We start from the raw sequence: 24226 nt of genomic DNA, 5'->3' as shown, positions 1-24226 counted from the left end.
TTAGAAATCTATGCTGCTGGACATAAGCGGCGACCATACCGAGAATTTACTTTCAAATTCTGGCGGCAAAGTTCTATCGTAAATGAAAATAGGGGATGGGGTATGGAAACGAGTTCGGAGACTGGCGATGCTGCCGGTATATCAGCCGCGCCCGTAATAGAAGTCGTGGCGGACATCGCCGCCAGCTTTACATATGCGTCCTTCCAAAATGCTATTCCGGTGATCCGGTCTATCGCGCTCAACAACCCGACCCAGCAGGGTTTCGAAAAATGCACTCTCGAGCTGACATCGAACCCCCCTTTTTTGCGCGCCAAAAGCTGGACAATTGATCGGATCGTTGCTGGCGACCGGCTTCCCTTAAGCGATCGAAAAATCGATCTCGACGCCGGCTATCTGGCCGGTCTCAACGAGGCTGAGCGCGGGGAGATAACGTTGCGCCTAACCTCAGGAGGCGCAGTGCTGGCCGAGCAGCGCGTTGCGGTGCGCCTGCTTGCCCGCGACGAATGGGGTGGCGTCGTCGATATGGCGCAATTGCTCGCCGCATTCGTCATGCCGAACGACCCGGCGATCGCAGGACTGCTGCGTTCCGCAGCGGAGCTGCTCGCAGCGCATGGTCATCCTTCCAGCCTCGATGGCTATCAAAGCGGCAATCCGCAACGCGCATTCATGCTGGCGGCCGCAATTTATTCGGCCATTGCTGGCCTATCGCTGCATTATGCAGAGCCACCTGCGAGCTTCGAAAGCCGCGGCCAAAAAATTCGACGTCCCTCAATTATTACGGCAGAAAAGCTGGCAACCTGTCTCGATACCAGTCTGTTATTCGCGTCCGCCCTGGAGGCGACGGGCTTGCATCCCGTCGTTTTGATGTTTCAGGGACACGCGGCCGTCGGCGTCTGGATGACACAAAGGACGCTCGCCAACGCCATTGAACCCGATGCCATGGAGGTCCGCAAGGCGCTGGCATCGCGCGAACTCATCGTGTTTGAGACGACAGGCGTGACGCATCGGCCGGCGATGACGTTGGAGGCTGCCCAACACGCAATCGAACAGCGGCTCGACGAAACGCAGGTAGCCACCTTTGTCGCAGCCATCGATATACGCCGCTCGCGCAGCGGCGGCATCACACCGCTTGCTTCGCACGAACCGACGCGCCGCAGCGTGGATGCAGAGGTGGCAACCGAAATCGCGTTGCCGTTGCCAGCCGCACCGGCCGTGGTAGCCCTGCCGGTCGAGATCGTCGAGGTAAAGCCGACGACAGCGGCCGGACGGATCGACCGCTGGCAGAAAAAGCTCCTCGATTTGACACTGCGGAACCGCCTGCTCAATTTTCCGGACTCCAAGAAGACAATTCCGTTTCTTTGTACTGACGTCGGCTACCTCGAGGACCGTCTGATGGCAGGCGCTTCGATCCGGCTGATTTCGCTCCCCGAACAGAATCCACTGGGCGAGCGGGATGCTGTCCTCTATCGCGAGGTGCACGGACGTGACCTCCAGCGTGGCTTTGCCGCGGAAGCGCTTCTGCGCGACGAGCTCCCGTCGACGCTCGATGGGCGTCAATTGGAATCCCGGCTGATCGATCTTTACCGGCAAGTGCGCAACGATTTTGCCGAGGGCGGCGCGAATACGCTCTTCCTGGCGGTCGGCTTCCTGCGCTGGAAGAAGAAGGCCGAGGACGAGCGCAGCTATCGCGCGCCATTGCTGCTCGTACCGGTCAAAATCGAGCGCCGCAGCGCAACATCGCATTTTACCTTGCGCTTCCATGAAGATGAACCGCGATTCAACGCAACCTTGTTGCAGTTTCTCGAACGCGACTTCGAGCTCAAACTGCCACAGTTTTCCGGTGAGCTGCCCGAGGACGAAAGCGGCGTTGATGTGCCGAGGCTGCTCGGTCTTATGCGCCAGGCAGTGCGCGACGTCCCCGGCATGGAGGTGGTGGACGAGACGGCGCTGTCGACCTTTTCCTTCGCCAAGTTTCTCATGTGGAAGGATCTGGTCGAGCGTACCGATGCGCTGCGCGAAAACCGTGTCGTGCGCCATCTGATCGACACGCCGGAGATAGCTTTCGAGGGCAATGGCGCATCATTCCGCGACGAGCGCGAACTCGACCGGCACTATGCCCCGTCCGACATGGTTTTGCTGCTGCCGGCCGACTCCTCACAGACCGCCGCAAGTCTTGCCGCCGCTGAGGGTCGCGATTTTGTCATCATCGGTCCTCCCGGCACTGGCAAGAGCCAGACCATTGCCAACATGATTGCCAACTGTCTTTCAGTTGGCAAAACCGTGCTGTTTGTGGCCGAGAAGACGGCGGCGCTCGATGTGGTGTATCGCCGCCTGCGCGAACATGGCCTGGGCGCGCATTGTCTCGAACTCCATTCCAGCAAGGCGGACCGACGCAACTTTCTCACCCAGCTCAGGATCAGCTGGGAAAGCGGCGTGCGCGTGGACGCAGCGGAGTGGATTGCGATCAACGAGCGGCTTCGCGTCCGTCGCGACGAACTGAATGCCTATGTCGAAGCGCTGCATCGGCACCATGTCAATGGTCTGACGCCTTATCTGGCGCTCGGCATCGCTCTCAAGAACAAGCGGCAGCACGCTCCGAGATTGTCCTGGCCATCGCGCGATTCCCATGACGAGGCAAACCGGCTGGCGCTGGAGCATATTGCCGCCGAAACAGGTCTCGCATTTCAGTCGGTGGAGATGCGGTCGGTCTTGCGTCTTATAGATGTCACCGAGTGGACGTCAGGCTGGCAGGACAATTTGCTCGAAGGGGCAAAGACCCTCAAGAATGCGTCCGAGGTTCTAGCGACCGCACTCGACGCCTTCCTGGTGAGCATCGGCCTGCGCGCCAAAGGCGACGCGTCAAAAGCGGAGCTCGAAGCGCTGCGAAAACTAGCAGCGGCACTCCAGGACAGTGCCGGCTATGACGTCAGCATTGTCTTTGATCGAGATTTCGCCCAGTTGCGGGGAGCCCTCGCCACTCTCAATGAGGCAATCGGAGACTATCGCAAGTCTCGCAAGGACCTGTCGGCCCGCTATGACGAGGCTGCCGTTGCGCGCATACGGGTGGAGGACATAGAGCAGCAATGGCAGCAGGCCGCTTCTGCATTCTGGCCAAACAGTCAGTTGGGCAAACGCAAAGTCCAGAAGCTGCTTCAAGGCTATGTCACAGAGGGGGTAGCCGATCCTCAGCACGACTTGCTGCTGTTGCGCCTGATGCAGGACCGCCGGGCCACTGTCGAAGCCAACATCCTATCTGGGAAGCCGATCGGATTTGCCGCACTTGATACCGACACCCACCGTATCGATCAGATACTCTCGATGGCCGAAAGGCTTCGACAGACGCTACGCCTGCCCGGCCTCGGCACGGAGGATTTCAAAGCGCTCCTGCAAGCAACCGCCCCGAGCCTGCGAAGCGGTGCAGCAGATAGCACGATGCGCTATGGGGCAGCCCGCTTCCTTGCGGCTTCTGCAGCATTCGAGGCTGCCAAGACCCAATTTGCGATCCCTGCTGGAAAGACGCCTTCTTGGGCAGAACATGATAACCCGCTGACCGAATTGACGACTGCGATGGGAGACTTGCTCGACGCCCGTCATCTTCTCCGGGACTGGACTTCGTGGTGCGGCATTCGTCGCAGGGCTGTCAGTCACAATCTGGGAGCGTTGGTCGACGATATCGAGGCGGGTCTAGTGCGACCAGCTGAAGCTCAATCCGCGTTCCGCCTGGCCTATGTACGCTGGTGGCTGCCGGCCACGCTGGATGCCGATCCGGTGCTGCGGAATTTCCGTCGCTTCCAGCACGAGCACGCCATCGAAGATTTCCGGGAAATCGACGATCTTGTCCGCGCTCAAGCAAGCCTTCGCGTCATCAGTGCCATCGCTCATGGTTTGCCGGCTGTGCAAGGCGTCCCGCGCAATTCCGAGTTGGGCCTGTTGCGCCATCAGATGGAATTGCAGCGGCCCAGCCGGTCAATCCGCGAGATGATTGGCGCGATGCCGACGAGCTTTGCCAAGCTCGCGCCGTGCATGCTGATGTCCCCTCTTTCAATCGCTCAATATCTACCGCCCGACCAAGCCCTGTTCGACGTGGTGATTTTCGACGAAGCATCGCAGATCACCACCTGGGACGCCGTCGGTGCCATCGCGCGAGCCCATCAAACCATAATCGTAGGCGATCCCAAGCAGTTGCCGCCCACCAATTTCTTTGGCCGCAACGAGGAGGACGAGGAAGTCGTCGAACACGAAAAGGATCTTGAGAGCATTCTCGACGAAGCCAAAGCGGCCGGCATCCCGGTACGTGACCTGCGCTGGCATTATCGTAGCCGCAATGAGTCGCTGATCGCCTTTTCCAACCATCACTACTATCAGAACCGGCTCATCACATTCCCTTCGCCAACGGTGGAAGATCGGGCAGTTCAGCTGCGAAAAATCACGACCGGCATCTATGACCGTGGCAAAAGCCGCACCAATCGAATCGAAGCCCAAGCGGTAACCGACGAGGCGGTCAGCAGGATGCTGCGTTGGCTGGCCCTACCGGAAAAGGACCGACCCACGCTCGGAGTCATCACTTTCAACGCGCAACAGCAGTCGCTCATCCTCGACCTTTTCGACAAGGCACGCCAGACAGAGCCGGAGCTTGAATGGTTCTTTGCCGACGAGCGTATTGAGCCCGCCATCGTCAAGAATCTGGAAAATGTCCAAGGGGACGAGCGTGACATAATCCTGTTTTCGATCACCTTTTCGCAAGATAATGCCGGCAAGCGCAGCATGGATTTCGGCGCGCTGAATCGGGACGGCGGCGAACGCCGGCTGAATGTCGCGGTGACGCGTGCGCGGCAGGAACTGATCGTATTTTCAGGTTTTGCCGCCGACCAGATCGACCCCAACCGAACCAAAGCGATCGGCGTACAGCATCTCAAAGCCTTTCTCGATTTTGCCGAACGCGGCGCTGTGGCATTGCCAGCGCAGGAACGCGGATCGGTCGGAGCCCTGGAATCCCCTTTCGAGGAGGCCGTCGCTGCCGAGCTTGAGAAGCGCGGATGGACCATCGTTCCTCAAGTCGGCATTTCGGGCTTTCGAGTGGATATAGGGATCCGGCATCCCGATCTCGCCGGCGCCTATCTGGCTGGGGTCGAATGCGACGGCGCGACCTATCACAGTTCTGCCACGGCGCGAGATCGAGACAAGGTCCGCGAGCAGGTCCTGCGCGGCCTCGGGTGGAACATTGTCCGGGTATGGTCAACCGATTGGTGGTTTGATCTCGAAGGTTGCACCGAGAGGCTTCATGCCAGCCTGGCCGCGCTGCTCGAGGAAAGCCGTCGCAAACAGGCTGAACAACAGGAAAGTGAAGCCGCGATCCATTGGGACATGGGACATAAGGTCGACCCCATGGACCCATTGCCAGCCGAAGACCTAGCATCGGCCGGCGAACCGGAACATCCGTCGATAAAATCAGAGCCAGAACTTGTCGCCGCTCCCCTCGCGACGGGAGAGCGCCCATCGGCATCTGCAGGAATTTTGCCTGCGGCCGCGCATTCGACGCATGATACCGTACCGACGGGCGGCCGTTATCGCCTGACTGATCTAACCGGATTTTCCACCAGCCCGGATCAGTTTTATGACTTCGTCTACCGAGGCACGCTGCGGTCCATGGTCGACGCGGTGATCGAGCAGGAAGGACCTCTGCGAGAAGACGTCCTTGCGCAGCGCATCGCACGGGCGCATGGCTGGCTCAGAACGGGCAACAAGATTCGGGAGCGGATCGACCTGCATCTGCGCGAGTTCGATAGAACTGAAGAATCCAGCGGCAGCTTCCTATGGAAGAGAGGGACGGTGGTCGACCTGCTTGATTATCGCATGCCGTTCGATGCCGATGCCCGCCGGTCCATTGCCGACATTCCAATCGCCGAGCTGGCCGCTGTCGTCGTTGCGAACGAGGACATTCTGGAACAGTCCGACCCCGCTCTCGACCTTGCACGTCTGCTCGGTGTCGAGCGACTTGCGGCGATTTCACGCTCCCGGCTGGATGAAGCCATCGATCGCGCCCAGCGCAACCTGGCATCGACATAGTCTCGGAGACTCCATGTTTCGATTCATCCACAGCTCCGATCTTCATATCGGCAAGCGGTTCGGCAACATGCCAGAGGATCTGCGCGGGCGGCTCCGTGAAGCGCGCCATGGCGCGATCAGCCGGCTGGCAGAGCAGGCACGCGTCCATGGTGCATCCACCATACTTCTGGCCGGCGATACGTTCGATACCGAAACGCCCACTCCAGCGATGTTGCGGCAGGCCATGGCCGAGATGAGCCAGAGCGCGCCTCTGCGCTGGATATTGCTGCCTGGCAACCATGATTCCCTGTTGGCTGATCAATTGTGGAGTGCAGCGGACAGCGTTGTGCCGGACAATGTCCTGCTGGCGACGCGGCCCGAAACCCTGACCATTGGCGCGGACGTGGCGCTGCTGCCTGCACCTTGCACCACCCGCAGACCCGGTCGCGACCTTACCGAGTGGATGAACAGCGCCGCGACGCCGCAAGGCGCCATCCGGCTCGGCCTTGCTCATGGCGCTATTCAGAACTTTTCCGAAGATTCAGCAGCGTCCGATGTCATTGCACCAGATCGCGCGACCAAGGCCGGCCTCGATTATCTGGCACTTGGCGACTGGCACGGACCCGTCACCATCAATGAGCGCAGCCGTTATAGCGGTGCGCCCGAACCTGACCGTTTCAAGCATGATACACCCGGTCAGGCCCTTGTCGTTTCCATTGCCGGGCCTGGCGCCGTGCCCGAGATCGTGGCCGTTGAAACAGCTAGCTTTTCCTGGAAAACCGCTCCCCTGCATCTGCTGTCTGGCGACGACAGCGCCGCGGCATTTGAAGCGTTGCTTCCACCGGCTCATCTGCGGCGTCAGACTTTGCTGCGAATTGCCGCGTCTGGCCGGGTGCGGTTAAGTGGGCGAACGATCCTTCAAGCGGCGATCGCGGTAGCCGCGCCCGACTTCGCCTATCTGGAACTGGACGGGGACGGGCTCGCGACCGACTGCGAAAGTGGCGATTTGGATCGGATCGACCGCTCTGGTGCCCTTCGCGAGGCAGCGCAGGCACTGTTGGATGAAAGCAGCGACGAAACCCGGTCGGCTGTCGAACGCGACATATCGCGAGAAGCACTGGTTCGGTTGTTCAGCTATTGCGAGGCGATGGGATCATGAAACTTACGGCCCTTCGGCTCCACAACGTCAAACGGTTCGCCGGGCAAGGCGTCGCCATCGAAAACATCGGCGACGGCGTCAACGTGCTTTGCGCGGTCAATGAGTTCGGCAAATCAACCTTCTTCGAAGCGCTGCACGCACTCTTTTTCCAGCCTCACACGGGCACACCCGAAGGCGTGCGACTGTTGCGGCCTTATAGTGGGGGCAATCCGGTGGTGGAGGCCGACATCACCACTTCAGAAGGACGCTATCGACTTGCCAAGCAGTTTTATGGCGGCAGGCTGGCCAGCGTTATTGACCTCGACGGCGGGCGACTGTTGGCTCAAGCCGATGAGGCCGAAGCCTTTATCGGCAAACTAATCCATGGCGGAAGCGCAGGACCGGCAGGATTGCTCTGGGTTCGCCAAGGGGTCACCGGCATCGAAAGGCGCAGCAAAAGCGAGGAGGACGGCGAAAAACGCGTGCGCGAAAGCCTACTGTCCTCGGTTCAGGGGGAAGTTGAAGCCCTGACCGGCGGGCGACGCATGGCCGAAATCGCCGCGGCATGTGAAGAAGAACTCTATAGCCTGGTTACGTCAACGCTGCGTCCCAAGAGCGGCGGTCTCTATGCGGCAGCGCTCGACGAGCGTGACAAGCTGGTGAAAGACGAGCAGCGTCTCAGCGCCGAAGTCACCGGTCTGCGCGATTCGCTCGACAAGCGGCGCATGGCGTTGGCGCGTCTGTCTGAGCTTGAAAACCCCGAAGAAGGCGCCACTCGGCGGGAAGCCATCTCGGCCGCGGAAGCCGCAGTCGAGGCCGCCAAATCGCACAGCGAAGCCTTGAAAGCCGCCGAGGCGGAAGCTGCCCTTGCCGCAATTCACCACGACGCGGCGCAGCAGGCCCTCGATAGTTTTCGGACCGCGCTCAAACGAGCCACGGATTTGCGCCAGCAGTCGACGATTGCGCAGCTTCGCCGCAGTGAGGTTCTCGATCGGCGCGCTTCTGCCATTGCCGAAAACGAACAAGCGATGGGCGAAGTTCAAGCAGCCGAACTGGAAGAGCGCGAAGCACGCGAATTGCTCGCGCGGCTGGATGCGACTCTTTTGGCGCGTGACGCTGCCGAACAACTGGCCGGCTCGGACAACCGGTTGAAACAAGCCGAAGTCGCCAGAACCCAGATCGAAGATGGAGAGGCAGCACTGGCGATGCTGGCGGTGCCGGAACAAGCTGTCGAGCAACTCCAGGCGCTCGAAATCGAGATCGCCAGCCTTCGTGCAGCTCACCTGGCAACCTTGCCGACGCTATGCATGGAATACCGGGACGGCGCCGCCGATTTGGTGACCATCGATGCCAAGCCCTTGCCCCATGCAGAAGACCAAAGCTTTGCTGGCACCGTACGCCTGGATATTGCCGGCATCGGAGCCTTGACCCTGCGATCGAATCGGCCGCAGCAGGCCGACCGGACCATCGAAGACGCCGAAGCGAAGCACCGCAGCCTGCTTGCGTCCCTCGGTGTCGATAGCCTCAGGACGGCACGCCAGCGCCTAGTGGAAGCGCGCGACAAAGCTACCGAACTGGGCTTGGCGCGTCAGCGACTTGCCGATCTCGCGCCCAAGGGGATACAGCAATTACACGAGGAGCTTGCTCGTCTGAGTGCCCTCGGGGCCGGGGACCTCGAACTCAAAGTCGATCCAGAACAGATCCGGCAACATCATGCCGCAGCCGAGCAGCGTGTGGCGACAACACGCAACAGCGTGCGCGAGGCCTTGCCTTTGCGCAGCCATGCCGACGAGGCTGTCATGGCTGCGGAGACGGCTTATGTCACCATCCAGGCGGAACTGACCAGCCTCGAGGTCATATTGGGACCCGATGCAGCGCGCGAGGAAAAGGGGCGCTTGCTGCTCACCGAGGCCACCGCACGACAAAAGCTGCGCGAAGCGGCCGAAATGCGCGCTGCTCCCCTGCGCGACGGCGCTCGCGATCTCACCAGCGCTGAAGCCGTTCTGCGCCGCGCCCGTTCGGTTCAGGATGCCGCCACACAGGAAGCAAGTCAGTTGCGTGTAACCCTGGCCGATCTCAATGGCCATATTCGCACTCGGTCCGACGACGCGGTGGAAGAAGCTTTGCGCGAGGCCACAGAAAAATTGGAAATCGCTGGAGAGCGAGCGAGACGCTTCGAATTCGAAAAAGCCGTCCTCGACCGGCTGCGCACGACGCTGGTCGCTGCGCGCTCGACGGCACGCGATCTTTATCTGAAGCCGGTCATGTCCGAGCTGCGACCGCTGCTTGGATTGCTATTCGATGACATCTCCATAGTGTTCGACGAGAACACACTGTTGCCACAGACCGTTCGCCGCAATGGTCAGGATGAGGATGTCGATAGGTTGAGTGGCGGCATGCGAGAACAGCTTTCGGTTCTGACACGTCTGGCCTTCGCCCGTTTGCTTGCCCGCGACGGCCGACCCACACCGGTTATCCTGGATGACGCTTTGGTTTATTCCGATGACGACCGCATCGAGCGCATGTTCGACGCTTTGCATCGTCAATCACACGATCAGCAGATTCTCGTTTTCTCCTGCCGCCAACGCGCGTTTGCAAAACTCGGCGGTAACATTTTGCAGATGAGCGACTGGCAACCGGGTCGGTCATAAGCGGAGATCGCGCAGCCTCAGCTAGGGCGACGGCAGATCGTATCGTGTTACGATTGCAATGCCGTTTTCGATCTCGATTTCGATAACTTCATTAATCAGGAATTCCTCTGGGCCAAGATCCTCGAGGAGAGCATCGAAGAGCTCTCTCTGTTTTTCAGGCCCGACCTGAGGGACGACGATAATCAGGCCGGCGTGAACCGGTTCTTTGGCATAGAGCTTCCTGAAGTCCTTAGCATTGTTGGTGACGAAGGTGAAATCCTCATCGATAATGAGCGGCATGAGGTCCCAGTCGGTTTCGCCGCTTAGCCCAAGCCAGTTGACGTGGTTTGCTTCATGTCCGCGTTCTTGGGCTACCGCAACCAGAGACGTGTGCAGGCACTCATCGATCAGAAACCTCACGAGGTCACACGCGTCTCGACCTGGCCGACGGACCTGGGTCGCCCTTCAAAACCACGCGCTTCGACGACTTTATTTTCACGCCCTGCTCGACCAGCTTCTTAGGCCGCCCACGAACCGGGTGCGCGGCGACCCACATTCTGGCGAGCTCAATCACGCGCGGCGTTAGCTTCGGATATCCCTCCAGAACCTCCGCTTCATCTGCGCCCTGCGCTAGCATCGTCGTGATCATACGAACAGGGATGCGGGTTCCTTTGAAGACAGGCTCTCCGCCCATCACCCCTTTAACGCGGCCGATGGCGGCCTCCGCTTCATCAAGATCCACGATGCGCGCTTTGAGCTGTTTACGTGCCTCGGCGACGTCGACGATCAGCAGGTCGTCGGCCCTTACGGTCTTGGCCCTTGGGGCAGCTTTGATTTCCTCGAACAGGCGGTAGCGACGATCAGCGGGCAATGTCGCACCCACGCCATACCAAAGCTTGAGCCGCAGCAAATCCTCGCCGGTCAATGCCCGTCGGACGACCCCACCGATGCGCCGAGCAGTGCTTGGCACAGTATCGACAATGCGTTTGTCGATCGCATTGTGCACGGCCTTGATTCCTATCCCGCTGACGGCGGCTGCCTCTGCGGGGGTGTAGATGCGAGCAAGTGTGCCCATTATTCTTCTCCTTATAAAGAATAATATAGGCCGTTTGACCCCCTCCGTAAAGGCACGCGTCTTTGGAATCACGGCGGTTAGCAAAGGCGGTGGTGAGCCGAGAGGCCTCACAAACCCTTGGGGCTCGAGATGGCAGACTCGGCGCAGTATAATTGCGCTAACTATCGAATTTGCAGTTGGCGACAAACGACACACGAGTTCGTCGCGGACTTTTAACTCTGCGAAGGCGCGTCTTCGAGCGCTTTGAAACCCTACACCCATCTGCAGGCCATCTGTATCAAGCTTTGGACCAAAACCGTTTCCATCGCTCACGAGCGTTCTCTCTGGGGGTCTCAAGTGGGGCTTGCCCATGGCCACGAATTTTTGGGCGACAGCGGTGCAGAGGCCGCATACCGCTGCCTGCTTGACGTCGCTGACCGTGTCCATGTCCGAAATTTGCCTACAAATTTCGGACGCCCTTGGGCGCGCTAGATTCGCTATGGAAAGCTGGAAGCACTCGCAAGCCCGGTGGCCACAGCGTCTGCAGCGCCAAGCTATTCCTCCGTATCCAAACCCGCATCCTCATGGCCACTAGCCAACTCTGGCATAATTTCACCAGCAAGCAGCTCATCTCTGCTCAGCAGCCCGGCATCCTCGAGCGCCTCGCAGTCCGGGAGATCGCGAAGCGTGTCGAGGCCGAACTCGAGCAGGACGCTTTTGTCGTCACATAGGTGTAGGGAGCGCCGGGCGTCGGACTGCGCGGGTTCGACGCGATCAGGCCGGTGCCGCAGATGGCCGATCAGGTCGCGACTGATTACTTCCCGAAAACCGACGACAATTCGGCGCGGGTAATCGGCTGGAAGTGCCGATGCACATCAGCATCAGCACGTCCGACCACGTCAGGTCCACGGCACGCCCGCTGCTTCCGCAGGCGCGGATGGCATCGGCATAGGCCGGCCGTGTCAGGTGCTTCCAGCCGCCGGCGACAGCGACGAGGTCATAGGGCCGTCCGCGCAGCTCTCGGATGTCGTCGATGAGAAGGTCACGGGCGAGCTCGCGGGAGAGACTGCACCGCAAGCGCGTCCCGCGCGCGCGAACTGCTCGATCAACTGATCTCAGACGACGACGAATCTCGTCCAGATTCCAAAAGCGGTGGCCGCAGCGGCGCTTTGCGGGCTCGCGTTACCACAGATCGCAGAACTGTGATCTCGCCTTGTGCCCGAGACCGCAATCTGGGCTCGCGACGAAGCATATCGCTTGCGATCATCAAAGGACGCGTCGACGCCGTCGGTTGCCTTTTCCACCGCCGCCTCACACATCGTGTTGGGGCTGAAGAGCTACCTGCAAATCCTCGCAACGGGCGCGGCCGCATCCTTGATTTTACAAATTGACACGTCTTGGTTTTTAGAAAATGCCACGTGCGATGATGGCGCCAAAAAAAAATGTCACGCGAGATGATCATGCCTGAGGTAAATGGTCCGCCAAAGTTGGGAAAGGTATACCGGTTGAATGGTGGATAGGTACGCCGGATAAAAAGGGCTTCGGGTTCCGGAAGACGAACTAATCGACGGATAGGCGCTGCTCGTGAGGGAAACTGCATGCGCATTACGGTTATGACCATCCAGGGATGTCGGATATGATCTTGAATAGTGACATTGCAGGCCAAAGAGCGGCCGAGAAGCTAGCAGAGGGCCTGAAATCGCAGGGCAAGCAGCAATACGAAGAAAGGTCGAGGGAACGCGAACGAGATGTGTCTCGTTAGGTCGCACGTTGCACCAGGGGTGCGTCGGAAGGCACTCCGCCGTGTCCTGAAGAGGTAGCCTGCACTTGAGAATAGCCACGGTGGTACCTTATTTTCGGCTGTGAAGCACACGAGACCCGCGACGTGAGACCCAGTTGCTCAATACCCAGTTGCTGGGTGAGCGTGCATGACTGCCAACGGAAGGTCTTGCACGCACCCTCGCGATCTTGAGCAATGGTCGCCATGACTTTCTTCTTGCAGGCTTTTGAGTGGCCCAGCCTGCAATCACCAGACCCCACCGACTCTAAAGAGCGTGGCAGACGGGATAGTCGAGGTTGCCCGGCACAATTACGCTCAAGGCTTGCGCCGCCCAGAGGACACGCTGAAAAGGCAGCATGGGCGCGCAAGCACGCCATTCACGAGAGTTCGACATGAAGACTATGCAAGAAAAAGACATTCCGGCATTCGTGCAAGCAGTTGTGGAGGCCGGCTGCAACATTTGCGCGATTGGCAACTTGGGATATGTCTTTGGCGATGCTGATTTGACGCCGGCGCAACGGAGGTCCGTCGAGCCACAGCTGCGCAGGATTGCTGAGATCTACGGCGAACGCGATCATCTCATGGACGAGATAGCTGTATATCTGCGGTCGATCGGACGCCATGTCGAGGTTGAGCCGAAGACAGGTGTTTCCTGATGGCCGCGATCGATCGCGTTCCGTAGTCGCCATTTCTATTGGGTAACGAGCAGCCGTCTTCCAACCTCTGAAACAAAAAAGAGGTGACCCCCAAAGGCCGCTCTCGAGACCGCAAGTCTGAGCCGCTAACGCATTGCGATAACCAGGCTGTCCGAACTGGGCGTCGATGCCTTCCTCGACCAGGTCGCGGTAGGCGGCGATCTCATCTACCGCATGCATAGCCAAGCCAGAGAAGTTTTCGGCAGCGGAATTCTCGGTCGCTTCCCCTTTTATGACTAGAGGGTGCGGCCGATCCGGCCGCGACGATCTCGCAGGGATTGCCATATACGGCAACACGAACACCGGCGGATCAATACTCGGATAATGGCGGCCGGCTATGTAGCGATCGATCGCGCACCAACATATCAATGCAATAGCTTAGTTGCTTTCAAAGGCGGGTCTCTACGAACTGCAAGCAAGCTAAACGATTGCGTCAACTCTTCCTCGCAGAGCGAAAACTCCGCGCCCACGCGATTTCTCTGCTGGAACAGCGGCACATCCTCAGCGCCAGGACACGGCCGCCGCCGTCGGGTTTTACGAAGCCGGTGATTGCATAAGTTGCCCGCAAGATATCATTGGTATCGGGAACGCCGCCGATGCCGCATCCTGAATAGAGCGGCCGCTTGCACCTGCCAGCCCGACGACCAGATCATATCTGCAACTCCATCTACCTGGACGTGGTGCAAATCACCTCGCTGAAGCCGCAAATCGTCGCCTTCGACCAGGATAACCACATCCGTGACCGCCTGAGCTACTCGGTCGATCTCGACGCACATGGCCGATACAGTTTTTCCATCCTTCACGAAGCGAATGAGACTTTGGCCATTCCAGCCCTGGTCTACGGGGCGTGACTTGTCCCCGATGCATGCGCGAGCTCTCCGCTCGGCCGGCCGCCGGACGTCGCCACCGGCCGAAGGCGCCCGAAGGCGCCCGAAGGCGCTTGACAAAGCAGCACCGGCCCATTCAACTTGAGGCATTCACCAGGGGAGTCCCGGTAAGGGGCTGAGATACTGCTGGCTTTCGCGGCGCAGTGACCCGTTGAACCTGATCCAGTTCATACTGGCGTAGGGACGGTGCAAGCGCTTTGCGGGAGTTTACGCCCGAGGTCCTGCTGCAGCAGGTCTACAGAAGCGTCTTTTCATCCTTCCGGCACAGAACTGGGTCTCCAATGCATGAGCAAAGGAGCCTCACGATGAATGCCCTCACCCCCGCCGTGTCGACGGGACCACTGCCCGCCTCGCGGAAAATCCACAAGCCCGGCGTCCTCTACCCGCAGATCAGGGTGCCGATGCGCGAGATTTCCGTCCATCCGACGGCCGGCGAACCGCCCGTCACCGTCTACGATCCGTCCGGCCCCTACACCGATCCATCAGTCCAAACCAGCATCGAAAAAGGCCTCGCCCGGCTTCGCCACGAATGGATTGCGGCGCGCGGCGATGTCGAAGCCTATGATGGCCGCCATGTGAGACCGGAAGACAACGGGTTCGCGACGGGCGAGCGCCTGACGCCGGAATTTCCTGTTCGCAACCGGCCGCTCAGAGCCAGGACCGGCAAGGCGGTGACCCAACTTGCCTATGCGCGCGCCGGCATCATCACGCCAGAAATGGAGTTCGTAGCCATCCGCGAGAATCTCGGCCGCGAGGTGATGCGCGGCAAGCTGCAACGCGACGGCGAAGCCTTCGGCGCGGCGATCCCAGATTTCGTCACACCCGAATTCGTGCGCGACGAGGTGGCGCGCGGACGCGCAATCATTCCCGCCAACATCAATCATCCCGAGAGCGAGCCGATGATCATCGGTCGCAATTTTCTGGTCAAGATCAACGCCAACATCGGCAACTCGGCTGTCACATCATCGATGGCCGAAGAGGTCGAAAAAATGGTCTGGGCGATCCGCTGGGGCGCGGACACGGTGATGGACCTGTCGACCGGCCGCAACATCCACAACATCCGCGACTGGATCGTGCGCAATGCGCCGGTGCCGATCGGTACGGTGCCGCTCTATCAGGCGCTGGAAAAGGTCAACGGCATCGCCGAGGATCTGAACTGGGAGGTCTACCGCGACACGCTGATCGAGCAGGCCGAGCAAGGCGTCGACTATTTCACCATCCACGCCGGCGTGCGGCTGCACTACATACCGCTGACCGTCGACCGGGTCACGGGCATCGTCTCGCGCGGCGGCTCGATCATGGCCAAATGGTGCCTGCACCATCACCGGGAGAGCTTCCTCTACGAGCATTTCGCGGAGATATGCGACATCTGCCGCGCCTATGATGTCTCCTTCTCGCTCGGCGACGGCCTTCGTCCCGGCTCGATCGCCGACGCCAATGACGCGGCGCAATTCGCCGAGCTGGAAACGCTGGGCGAGCTGACGAAAATCGCCTGGGCCAAGGATTGCCAGGTGATGATCGAAGGCCCCGGTCACGTGCCTATGCATAAGATCAAGGAGAACATGGACAAGCAGCTCGCTGTCTGCGGCGAGGCACCGTTCTATACGCTTGGACCGCTGACGACCGACATCGCGCCGGGTTACGACCATATCACCTCAGGCATTGGGGCGGCGATGATCGGCTGGTTCGGCACCGCCATGCTCTGCTACGTCACGCCGAAGGAACATCTCGGCCTTCCCGATCGCAACGATGTCAAGATTGGCGTGATCACCTACAAGATAGCCGCCCATGCCGCCGACCTGGCGAAGGGTCATCCGGCTGCTAAACTCAGGGATGATGCCCTTTCCCGCGCTCGCTTCGAGTTCCGCTGGGAAGACCAGTTCAACCTGTCGCTCGACCCCGAAACCGCGCGCTCCTTCCACGACCAGACCTTGCCCAAGGAGGCGCACAAGCTGGCACATTTCTGCTCGATGTGCGGGCCGAAATTCTGCTCGATGCGCATCTCCCACGACATTCGTGCCGAGGCACAGAAAGAGGGCATGGCGGCAATGGCGGCGAAATACCGCGAGGGCGGCGATCTCTACATGCCAGCTGACGAGACTGGCGTACCGGTCGTGCCAGAGGCTCCCAAACCATCATGAGGGTGCTCGTCAAAGGGGCCGGCGTTGCCGGCCTCACCGTCGCTTTCGAACTCGCCGCCCGCGGCGCGACGGTTACAGTCGCCGAGATGCGGCATGGCCTTGGCGGCAACGCGTCGTGGTTCGCCGGCGGCATGCTGGCGCCATGGAGCGAGCGCGAAAGCGCGGAGCAGCCGGTGCTGGATCTCGGACGCGACGCTGCCGACTGGTGGGATGCGGTGCTGTCGGGTCAGGTGACACGGGCCGGGACATTGGTCGTGGCCGCGCCGCGTGATGCCGGTGAGCTTGACCGGTTCGCCAGTCGCACGTCAGGGCATCGGCGCGTCGATGAAAACGAAATTGCGCTCCTGGAACCCGACCTCGCCGGCCGCTTCCGGCGTGGATTGCTCTTCCCCGACGAGGCTCACCTCGACCCACGCCAGGCGATGGCGGCACTTCATGACAAGCTTGCGACCATGGGTGTCAAATTCCACTTCGGCTGCGACGCCCGGCCTGTTTCGGGTTTCGCCCGTCAGATAGACTGCATGGGAATGGCAGCGGCCGATGACAGGCTGCGCGGTGTTCGCGGCGAAATGCTGATCCTTCGCACGCCTGATGTCTCGCTGTCGCGGCCGGTCCGTTTGCTTCATCCACGCTTTCCGCTTTATGCCGTGCCGCGCACCGATCACCGTTTCATGATCGGAGCGACGATGATTGAAAGCCAGAGCGCCGGACCGGTGACGGCGCGTTCCATGATGGAGCTGCTGGGCGCCGCCCATGCCCTCCATCCGGCCTTTGGTGAGGCCGAGATCGTTGAAACCGGTGTGGGTGTCCGTCCGGCATTTCCCGACAATTTGCCACGCGTCGAAACAGACGGTGAGATCATCGCGATCAACGGTCTTTATCGTCACGGTTTTCTCCTCGCCCCCGCCATGGCGCGCCAGGCTGCCGACCTGGTTTTCAGTCAAGACAGAACCAAGGAGCATGCTCATGAAACTGATGGTCAACGGCGAGGCGCGTGAGATTGCCGCCACCATGCTGGCCGAGTTGCTTGCCGCGCTCGACTATGAGGGCGATTGGCTCGCCACCGCCGTCAACGGCGACCTCGTGCACAAAGCCAACCGCGCGGAGTTCCAGTTGAGCGACGGCGACCGGATCGAAATCCTCTCGCCCATGCAGGGCGGCTAGCATGTTGGAGCTTTATGGAACCGAGCTTTCGTCGCGCCTGCTTCTCGGCACGGCTCAGTATCCTTCGCCGGCCATCCTTGCCGACGCGGTCAAGGCGTCGGGCACGTCGGTGGTGACCGTCTCGTTGCGGCGTGAGATGGCGGGCGGTAGGGCCGGCGAACAATTCTGGTCGTTGATCCGCTCGCTGGGCGCCAGAATCCTGCCCAATACCGCCGGCTGCCTCTCCGTCAAGGAAGCCGTCACCACCGCGAAAATGGCGCGCGAGGTCTTCGGCACCAACTGGATCAAGCTCGAAGTGATCGGCAATCACGACACGCTACAGCCGGATGTGTTCGGTCTGGTTGAAGCCGCCCGCATCCTGTGCGAGGACGGCTTTGCGGTATTCCCCTATACCACCGACGATCTCGTTGTCGCCGAGCGGCTGCTGGAAACGGGCTGCAAGGTCCTGATGCCGTGGTGCGCACCGATCGGTTCCGCCTTGGGACCGGTCAACATGACGGCGCTGCGCTCGATGCGCGGATATTTCCCTGGCGTCCCGCTGATTGTGGATGCGGGGCTCGGACGGCCGTCGCACGCGGCCACCGTCATGGAACTCGGCTTTGACGCCGTGCTCCTGAACACAGCGGTCGCCAAGGCGGCATATCCGGTCGGCATGGCGCGTGCTTTCGGTAAGGCGGTCGACGCCGGTCGTGAGGCGTTCAGCTCGGGAATGCTCGAACCGCGCGAAGTCGCCGTGCCATCGACACCGATGATCGGCAGGGCAGTTTTTTCATGAAGCTCGATCCCTTCTACCTGATCGTCGACAGCGCTGCCTGGATCGAACGGCTGGTCCCACTCGGAGTCCGGCTTCTGCAACTGCGCATCAAGACCGTGGATGAGGCTGGGTTGCGCGCGGAGATCCGCACCGCGAAGGCCTTGTGTGCTCGATACCAGTGCCAACTCATCGTCAACGACCACTGGCGCCTGGCAATCGAGGAAGGCTGCGACTTCATACATCTCGGCCAGGAGGATTTGCAGACCGCTGACCTCTTGGCGATACGGGCAGCCGGCGTAAGGCTCGGACTGAGCACACATGATCATCAGGAGCTGGAAACGGCGATGGCCGCCGAGCCTGACTACATAGCGCTTGGACCCATCTATCCGACCATCCTGAAGAAGATGAAATGGGCGCCGCAAGGGGTCGAACGGATCAGCGAATGGAAGCGCCAGGTCGCGCCGTTTCAATTGGTCGCCATTGGTGGCCTCAACCCTGAGCGGCTCGACGGTGTCTTTGCGGCTGGCGCGGACAGCGCGGCGGTGGTGACCGACATCACGCTCAACGACGACCCCGAGGCGCGCACGCGAGAATGGATCGAGAAGACGGACCAATGGCGCTGAGGCGAGAACCACATGTGCTTGTCGTCGGTGGATCGGACTCCAGTGGCGGTGCTGGAATTGCACGCGATATCGAGACGATCTCTGCCATTGGCGTGCGCACCTGTCTCGCCGTCACAGCGCTAACGGTGCAAACGCATGACGCCGTGATCGAAATCTATTATTCGCCACCTAGCCTGGTGGCCAATCAGATGTGCGCCGCGCTGCAGGCCAACGACGTGGCCACAATCAAGATCGGCATGCTGGCGACTGCCAAGATCATTGTTGCCGTTGCCGCAGTGCTGCGCAAATTTCCGCATGTCCCCGCAGTACTCGACCCTGTGCTGGCCTCCACCTCAGGCCGCGCACTTCTGCAAGCAGGCGCTATCGCTGCCATGAAGCGCGATCTTATGCCGCTTTGCTGCATTGTCACGCCCAACCTCCCTGAACTGGCGCTCCTTAGTGGCTCCGAACTGGCAGTGGATGAGGACGGAGCGCTCCAACAAGGAAAAAGACTGCTGGCCGCCGGCCCTCAAGCCCTGCTGATCAAGGGTGGGCATGCGTCGGGAACCCGGTCGACCGATATTCTGTTACGCTCCGGGCACGAACCCATCCGCTTCGATGCACCGCGCCTTGCCACATCGATGCGCGGGACAGGTTGCATGCTGGCCAGCGCGATTGCGGCGCATCTGGCGAAGCCGAAGCCGCTCGAAGACAGCGTGCGCGAAGGCAAGCTGTTTGTCTTGGAGAGGCTTCAGAAATGCCGGCTGAATAACCACAGCGTTCTGCGTCCAGCCAAGCAGACCCATTTTCCAGAATTTTTCCCGTAGCGAGACTAGAGAAGGGGCTACTGCTTCTCTATGCCATCCTTACAACGCGTTGAGTTCCACTGTGCCGTCCAGAATTATCTGTCGTTGTCCAGAATTAAGCCGGGCTTAGAACTGAAACGAACCCGCCGAAAGGTACGAGCGGCCCTCACTCGATAAGGGTTACCAAACCTATTCCTGTGGGCTACCAATCCGCGTGGTGGGTGGCCTCAGGTTACCAATCAGGGCCGCAAAAGGCTTAATGAAGACAGCCCCTTAGCGCCAGTTCGGAATTAATTGTCGTTGGGGCACCTGTTGACCGAAGGGCATTGGTAACCTCTTCTGGCTAAAAGGGTGGAATATGAGCCACTTAGCAGTCAGGACGACGACAGATTATTCTGGACTTGGAGTCTCACAACGACAGATAATTCTGGAAGGCATACCAGACTGCCCTTTATGCGACTTTCGGAGCACAAAGCATGAACGCTGTTGCGCAGTAGCATCTATTTCCTACTCCCCCATCTAGCCAGCTTTACGCCAAATGCACGCCTTCGAAACTACAGCCTTTTGACCAAATAAGCGCTGGTGATCGCCCTCACGAAAAGATACCGCGTTCCTTGTGGTCGCCCCAGCCATGGTGCGTCCGACATTTTCGCCATCCTGGGCGTCGAAAACAATTGAGGGGAATCAATTGCAACCATTGCGCCAGCGGAAGGAATAGCTATTTTTCAATTCGGGGGAATTTAGTTGACCACTTCTGGAACAGTGTTTTCAGCAGCCCCATCTGCTGCTGGGTATTTATACCAGGCGCGTCTTGCGCTCGCCTTATGTCTTCGCCATGCCTATGGTGACGCGGGCATTGAAGTTGCAGTTGAGCGTCTGGATGATGTCTCGTTCGAGACGGACGGGGAGGCCCGAGAGCTCCTCCAGACCAAACATCATCTTCGCCGTACTGCCAATCTAGGTGATCTCTCCCCTGACCTTTGGAAGACGCTGCGAATTTGGAGCCAGCTAGCACTTGAGGATCCAAATCTACCGAACCGTACCCGTTTAGTACTAGTGACGACTGGACTGGCTCGACCGGATGACGCGACTTGGTTGCTTCGGCCCCATCGCGGCACCGGTGAGCCGAGCGTCGACAATGCGCGCACTGCTGCTGAACTCTTGACGGCGGCGGCGGAAAGTTCAGAAAATCAGGCGCTGCAACCTGCATTCAAGGCCTTTCTCAGCTTGACCCCTCGAATGCGAGCATCATTGCTGAGTGCGGTTCAGGTTCTAGACGCACAGCCTTTGCTTACTGAGCTTGATCCAATTATTGAAGATCAGCTTAAAATGGCCGTTCCGCGCGGAAGCACCGAGCGTGCCCGGGAACTGCTCGAAGGATGGTGGTGGCCCCGAATCTGCCAAGCGTTGGTTGAAAATCCGCCAGGCACCGTCTCGATCTTAGAAATGGAGAATCGTATCGATGAAATAAGGGAGACGTTGCAGCGAAATGCCCTGATTGCTGACCAGGAATTCGCCGCACCACCGGAAGCAGACCTTGCCGCTTACGAAGCCTATGGGTTTGTTCGCCAGCTCAAGGCGATAGGTATCGGCGGCAATCGGATAGAGTCAGCCAAACGTGATTTCTATCGCGCATTCTCACAGCGCTCACGCTGGGCACGTGAACATGTCGTTTTTGACGGCGAAATATCGCGCTTCGAAACGATCCTGTTGGAGGAATGGGAGCCACGGTTCAACGCAATGTGCGACGAACATGGCACAACAGATCCCGACTCTCCCATGCTTAGACAGGCGGGACAGGATGTCTACCACTGGGTCGAGACTGACGCGCGTTTCCCCTTCCGAACACTTGTCAAGCGCTTCCTCAACGTCGGCTCACCACATGCTGGCCAACGAGCTCCGACTCGGCTGGCATCGCGACTTCGTCAGACTCTGCCGAAAGGATGATTGATGGCACTGACCCGTTGGTCCCAGCCTTGGCGAGATCGACCCTCAGAGCAAGCTGCGCTCTTCAACCCGGCCTTCTGTGGCGAGCTGATTAGTCGAACCGTGGCAGCATACGATGTTGGCCGAGGCGGGCCATTGCCATTCGCTCTGGCCTTTCTTGTCCTTCCACTTGCTTTGCACCCAGGCGCGCGCGCTGCACTTCCAGTCCGGTCGGACACCACCTTCGCCACATGGGCGGCCGAGCATGGCGCTATGCTGGCCGAGTTACCAGATCGTGTCATGGCATTGCGTCCTATCACGCGAGAAGCTCTTTTGTTCTTGACCCAGCACAGTGCGTTGACAGTTACAGGCAGGGGCGTTGGCTTGGGATCCAGGGCGCTCAAACTCACTCCTAAACCCGCGATCACGACTGACGACGCCCGGGCAGCTCGCCGCACTGCGGGTTTTATTGGCCGCTGGCTGGCCAACCAAGCATCGACGGCTTTCGTTTTGCAAACCTTGGGAGTGCGACCATGAGCGTCCAACTTCGCGCGATCGCAATATATTCCCACGAGGGAGAACGGCGAGAAGTCCGCTTCAATCTGGGCTGCCTCAACATTGTCACCGGTGGCTCCAAAACTGGAAAGTCCGCCTTGCTCGACATCGTTGACTATTGCTGGGGGCGCGACGAGTGTACAATTCCAAGAGGGATCATTCGCCAATCAGTTTCATGGTTCGCCATCCTCCTTGATCGTGACGGCGAAGGCGTGCTGATCGCGCGCAGGAACCCGACAGGTTCAGCGAAGGTTAGCGACGAGATCTACATCCAACGCGGAATCGACGACTTACCTGCGGACACGGCGTCGTTGTCGAAAAACGTTACCGCTGATGGACTGCGCTCCCATCTTTCCAAGCTGCTCGGCATTTCTGAGAACCTCTACCAACCTGAAGCAAGTGCAACTCGATTGCCGCTCGAGGCCTCTGCTGGCCATGCCATTCTTTTTGCCTTGCAGTTTCAATACGAGATCGCCCATCCGCGCTTGCTCTTTCACCGGCAGAGCGATCCCTACGTCCCGGCCGCCATCAAAGACACTCTGCCCTATTTTCTTGGCGCTATGGAGGACGATCATTTTCTGAAACTGAAGCGTTATGAGGAAGCTCGGGCGCGGCTACGCAAACTTGAGCGCGAGTTCGCCGAGGCCAGAGCGTTGTCGGACGAGGCCAAAGGCACAGCACTCAACCTGGCCACTGAAGCACGCCGACACAACCTTATCGTCGCCGACGTCCTCCCTGATTCGATTCCAGAGCTTCGCGCGCTGCTAGCAACAGCCGCCGCCGATAACAATTCACCGACAACCATCGTCGATGATCCCACTGCCGACTTATCAGACCTCGAGGAACGTCGTCGCGAGGTTCGCAGTCAGCTGCAAGGAGTGCGAGAGGACATCAATGATCTTCAACGCCTGCAGCGCGAGGCCACGGAATTCGAGCGCGAGGCCACGGAACAGCGTGCCCGATTATCGGCTATTGGCCTGGTATCGTCCGAGGCCACGGCCCACGACCTATGCCCCTTGTGTGACAGCCATCTCGCGACTCCCGTTCCATCGGTCGAGGAACTTGAACGATCGTTGCGAGGACTGGAGTCGCAACTACAGGCCGTTGGCCGCGACACCCCTCGCCTGCAAGGGCGCTTCAGAGAACTGGAACTGGAACGCGACCGCATGGAGGATGAGCTTCGCTCGGTCCAGCGCGACATTGGCCAGCGGATTTCTGAAAATGAGCGGCTGCGTGTCGAACAGGCACAATTCACCGAACGGGCACGGGTGCGCGGTCGGATCGGTTATTATCTTGAAAATGTCCAGGCAGTCACGTCCAACGACGGGCTTAGATTGGCAATTGCGCGCACCGGGGCAGAAGTCGAGGAACTAGCCAAAGCGATTGACCAGGAGGCGATGGAAGAACGCTTGGCCACCGCGCTTGGTCTCATCAGCCGTGACCTAACCCGGTTCGCAGCAGCACTTGAACTAGAGCACGGCGAAAACGCCCTGCGCCTCGACCGCAAAAACCTGACTGTTGTCGCCGACACCATCGATGGCCCTCTGCCCCTCACGCAGATCGGCAGTGGTGAAAACTGGGTCGGCTATCACATCGCTGCGCACCTTGCACTGCATCGGCTGTTCAGAGCACGCAAGCGCCCGGTGCCAGCGTTCCTGATGATGGACCAACCGTCACAGGCGCACTACCCGCGCGAAGCTGATATTGGAGAGATCGCGGGCACAGACGACGAGGACCAACTGGCGGTGGCGCGCTTGTTTAGATTGCTGTTTGACTTTGCCGAGGAACTCACTCCTCGGATGCAGATCATAGTGACTGACCATGTTGAGCTTATTAAGGACTGGTTTCACAGCTCGATCGCCGAAAAATGGCGCGACGGTATCAAGTTTGTTCCGGCAAACTGGCTACGCTGATCTATGGTGGAGTAAGGGCGACGCGAGCGGTCACTCAGCCACTTTATCGGGCACTTCAATCCGCCATATAGCGGCGGGCTCGATCAACCAGCTTCCAGCAAACCGGCTTGGTTCAGTGCGATCATGTCGTGCTACG

At 59.7% G+C, this 24226-nt stretch carries 16 protein-coding genes, 1 pseudogene and 1 riboswitch; of the genes and pseudogenes, 14 read left to right on the top strand and 3 right to left on the bottom strand.

The features are described 5' to 3' along the window. Positions 1 to 102 precede the first annotated feature (102 nt). The 3 genes from proA to JT360_RS26070 are packed head-to-tail and all read left to right on the top strand — an operon-like array spanning position 103 to position 9834. Positions 103 to 6066, top strand: a complete 5964-nt coding sequence (gene proA / locus JT360_RS26080) for an anti-phage protein ProA (RefSeq protein ID WP_127319047.1) — start codon at positions 103 to 105, stop codon at positions 6064 to 6066. Between the two features lie 13 nt (positions 6067 to 6079). Beyond that, positions 6080 to 7204 carry a metallophosphoesterase family protein gene (locus tag JT360_RS26075; protein WP_126057626.1) on the top strand — a complete coding sequence of 375 codons (1125 nt, stop codon included), beginning with the start codon at positions 6080 to 6082 and terminating at the stop codon, positions 7202 to 7204. Next, positions 7201 to 9834: an AAA family ATPase gene (locus tag JT360_RS26070; protein WP_126063810.1), complete on the top strand. Its 2634-nt coding sequence runs from the start codon at positions 7201 to 7203 to the stop codon at positions 9832 to 9834. The genes JT360_RS26075 and JT360_RS26070 overlap by 4 nt, the downstream gene beginning before the upstream one ends. 21 nt (positions 9835 to 9855) lie before the next feature. Here JT360_RS26070 and JT360_RS26065 read toward each other — a convergent pair whose 3' ends face one another. The 3 genes and pseudogenes from JT360_RS26065 to scpB form a co-directional block, all read right to left on the bottom strand. Beyond that, positions 9856 to 10233, bottom strand: a complete 378-nt coding sequence (locus tag JT360_RS26065) for a DUF5615 family PIN-like protein (RefSeq protein WP_126057625.1) — start codon at positions 10231 to 10233, stop codon at positions 9856 to 9858. A gap of 4 nt (positions 10234 to 10237) precedes the next feature. Next, entirely contained in the window at positions 10238 to 10888 is a 651-nt protein-coding gene (locus JT360_RS26060; protein ID WP_126057624.1) for a DUF433 domain-containing protein, read from the bottom strand. Between the two features lie 533 nt (positions 10889 to 11421). After that, positions 11422 to 12007 (bottom strand): annotated as a pseudogene (gene scpB, locus JT360_RS33720) (SMC-Scp complex subunit ScpB). Between the two features lie 996 nt (positions 12008 to 13003). Between scpB and JT360_RS26055 the strand changes: the two are divergent. The 11 genes from JT360_RS26055 (at position 13004) to JT360_RS26010 (ending at position 24090) form a co-directional block, all read left to right on the top strand. Continuing rightward, positions 13004 to 13303 carry a Y4lK-related protein gene (locus JT360_RS26055; RefSeq protein WP_245463529.1) on the top strand — a complete coding sequence of 100 codons (300 nt, stop codon included), beginning with the start codon at positions 13004 to 13006 and terminating at the stop codon, positions 13301 to 13303. Between the two features lie 662 nt (positions 13304 to 13965). Beyond that, on the top strand, positions 13966 to 14193 hold the full coding sequence (locus tag JT360_RS26050; RefSeq protein ID WP_245454713.1) for a hypothetical protein: 228 nt from the start codon (positions 13966 to 13968) through the stop codon (positions 14191 to 14193). A 121-nt stretch (positions 14194 to 14314) separates the two neighbouring features. After that, positions 14315 to 14431, top strand: a riboswitch (TPP riboswitch). A 103-nt stretch (positions 14432 to 14534) separates the two neighbouring features. Continuing rightward, positions 14535 to 16370 (top strand): phosphomethylpyrimidine synthase ThiC, encoded by a 1836-nt coding sequence (gene thiC, locus JT360_RS26045; protein ID WP_214475255.1) that lies wholly within the window; start codon positions 14535 to 14537, stop codon positions 16368 to 16370. Beyond that, positions 16367 to 17368 (top strand): glycine oxidase ThiO, encoded by a 1002-nt coding sequence (gene thiO, locus JT360_RS26040; protein ID WP_127318684.1) that lies wholly within the window; start codon positions 16367 to 16369, stop codon positions 17366 to 17368. Before thiC ends, thiO begins: the two co-directional genes overlap by 4 nt. Then, positions 17337 to 17534 carry a sulfur carrier protein ThiS gene (gene thiS / locus JT360_RS26035; RefSeq protein ID WP_127318686.1) on the top strand — a complete coding sequence of 66 codons (198 nt, stop codon included), beginning with the start codon at positions 17337 to 17339 and terminating at the stop codon, positions 17532 to 17534. The genes thiO and thiS overlap by 32 nt, the downstream gene beginning before the upstream one ends. A 1-nt stretch (position 17535) precedes the next feature. Continuing rightward, positions 17536 to 18309 carry a thiazole synthase gene (locus JT360_RS26030; protein ID WP_127318688.1) on the top strand — a complete coding sequence of 258 codons (774 nt, stop codon included), beginning with the start codon at positions 17536 to 17538 and terminating at the stop codon, positions 18307 to 18309. Further along, on the top strand, positions 18306 to 18911 hold the full coding sequence (locus JT360_RS26025; protein ID WP_126057618.1) for a thiamine phosphate synthase: 606 nt from the start codon (positions 18306 to 18308) through the stop codon (positions 18909 to 18911). The genes JT360_RS26030 and JT360_RS26025 overlap by 4 nt, the downstream gene beginning before the upstream one ends. Then, positions 18902 to 19717 carry a hydroxymethylpyrimidine/phosphomethylpyrimidine kinase gene (locus tag JT360_RS26020; RefSeq protein ID WP_126057617.1) on the top strand — a complete coding sequence of 272 codons (816 nt, stop codon included), beginning with the start codon at positions 18902 to 18904 and terminating at the stop codon, positions 19715 to 19717. The genes JT360_RS26025 and JT360_RS26020 overlap by 10 nt, the downstream gene beginning before the upstream one ends. 723 nt (positions 19718 to 20440) lie before the next feature. Beyond that, complete coding sequence (locus tag JT360_RS26015) at positions 20441 to 21643, top strand: ABC-three component system protein (protein ID WP_245265353.1); 1203 nt, start codon at positions 20441 to 20443, stop codon at positions 21641 to 21643. A 3-nt stretch (positions 21644 to 21646) separates the two neighbouring features. Beyond that, positions 21647 to 22159: a three component ABC system middle component gene (locus tag JT360_RS33715; RefSeq protein WP_081714347.1), complete on the top strand. Its 513-nt coding sequence runs from the start codon at positions 21647 to 21649 to the stop codon at positions 22157 to 22159. Next, positions 22156 to 24090, top strand: a complete 1935-nt coding sequence (locus tag JT360_RS26010; protein ID WP_024504256.1) for a DUF3732 domain-containing protein — start codon at positions 22156 to 22158, stop codon at positions 24088 to 24090. The genes JT360_RS33715 and JT360_RS26010 overlap by 4 nt, the downstream gene beginning before the upstream one ends. Positions 24091 to 24226 lie beyond the last annotated feature (136 nt).

The organism is Mesorhizobium sp. dw_380, from assembly GCF_018588885.1.
Lineage (GTDB): Bacteria > Pseudomonadota > Alphaproteobacteria > Rhizobiales > Rhizobiaceae > Mesorhizobium.
This window is presented reverse-complemented; position numbering and strand designations above follow the sequence as displayed.

Excerpts from the sequence above, each read along its gene's own strand:
- thiO (WP_127318684.1), top strand. The coding sequence starts at position 16,367 with ATGAGGGTGCTCGTCAAAGGGGCCGGCGTTGCCGGCCTCACCGTCGCT.
- JT360_RS33715 (WP_081714347.1), top strand. The coding sequence starts at position 21,647 with ATGGCACTGACCCGTTGGTCCCAGCCTTGGCGAGATCGACCCTCAGAG.
- JT360_RS26020 (WP_126057617.1), top strand. The coding sequence starts at position 18,902 with ATGGCGCTGAGGCGAGAACCACATGTGCTTGTCGTCGGTGGATCGGAC.
- JT360_RS26070 (WP_126063810.1), top strand. The coding sequence starts at position 7,201 with ATGAAACTTACGGCCCTTCGGCTCCACAACGTCAAACGGTTCGCCGGG.
- JT360_RS26060 (WP_126057624.1), bottom strand. The coding sequence starts at position 10,888 with ATGGGCACACTTGCTCGCATCTACACCCCCGCAGAGGCAGCCGCCGTC.
- JT360_RS26025 (WP_126057618.1), top strand. The coding sequence starts at position 18,306 with ATGAAGCTCGATCCCTTCTACCTGATCGTCGACAGCGCTGCCTGGATC.
- proA (WP_127319047.1), top strand. The coding sequence starts at position 103 with ATGGAAACGAGTTCGGAGACTGGCGATGCTGCCGGTATATCAGCCGCG.
- thiC (WP_214475255.1), top strand. The coding sequence starts at position 14,535 with ATGAATGCCCTCACCCCCGCCGTGTCGACGGGACCACTGCCCGCCTCG.
- JT360_RS26030 (WP_127318688.1), top strand. The coding sequence starts at position 17,536 with ATGTTGGAGCTTTATGGAACCGAGCTTTCGTCGCGCCTGCTTCTCGGC.
- JT360_RS26055 (WP_245463529.1), top strand. The coding sequence starts at position 13,004 with ATGGGCGCGCAAGCACGCCATTCACGAGAGTTCGACATGAAGACTATG.
- JT360_RS26010 (WP_024504256.1), top strand. The coding sequence starts at position 22,156 with ATGAGCGTCCAACTTCGCGCGATCGCAATATATTCCCACGAGGGAGAA.
- JT360_RS26075 (WP_126057626.1), top strand. The coding sequence starts at position 6,080 with ATGTTTCGATTCATCCACAGCTCCGATCTTCATATCGGCAAGCGGTTC.
- thiS (WP_127318686.1), top strand. The coding sequence starts at position 17,337 with ATGAAACTGATGGTCAACGGCGAGGCGCGTGAGATTGCCGCCACCATG.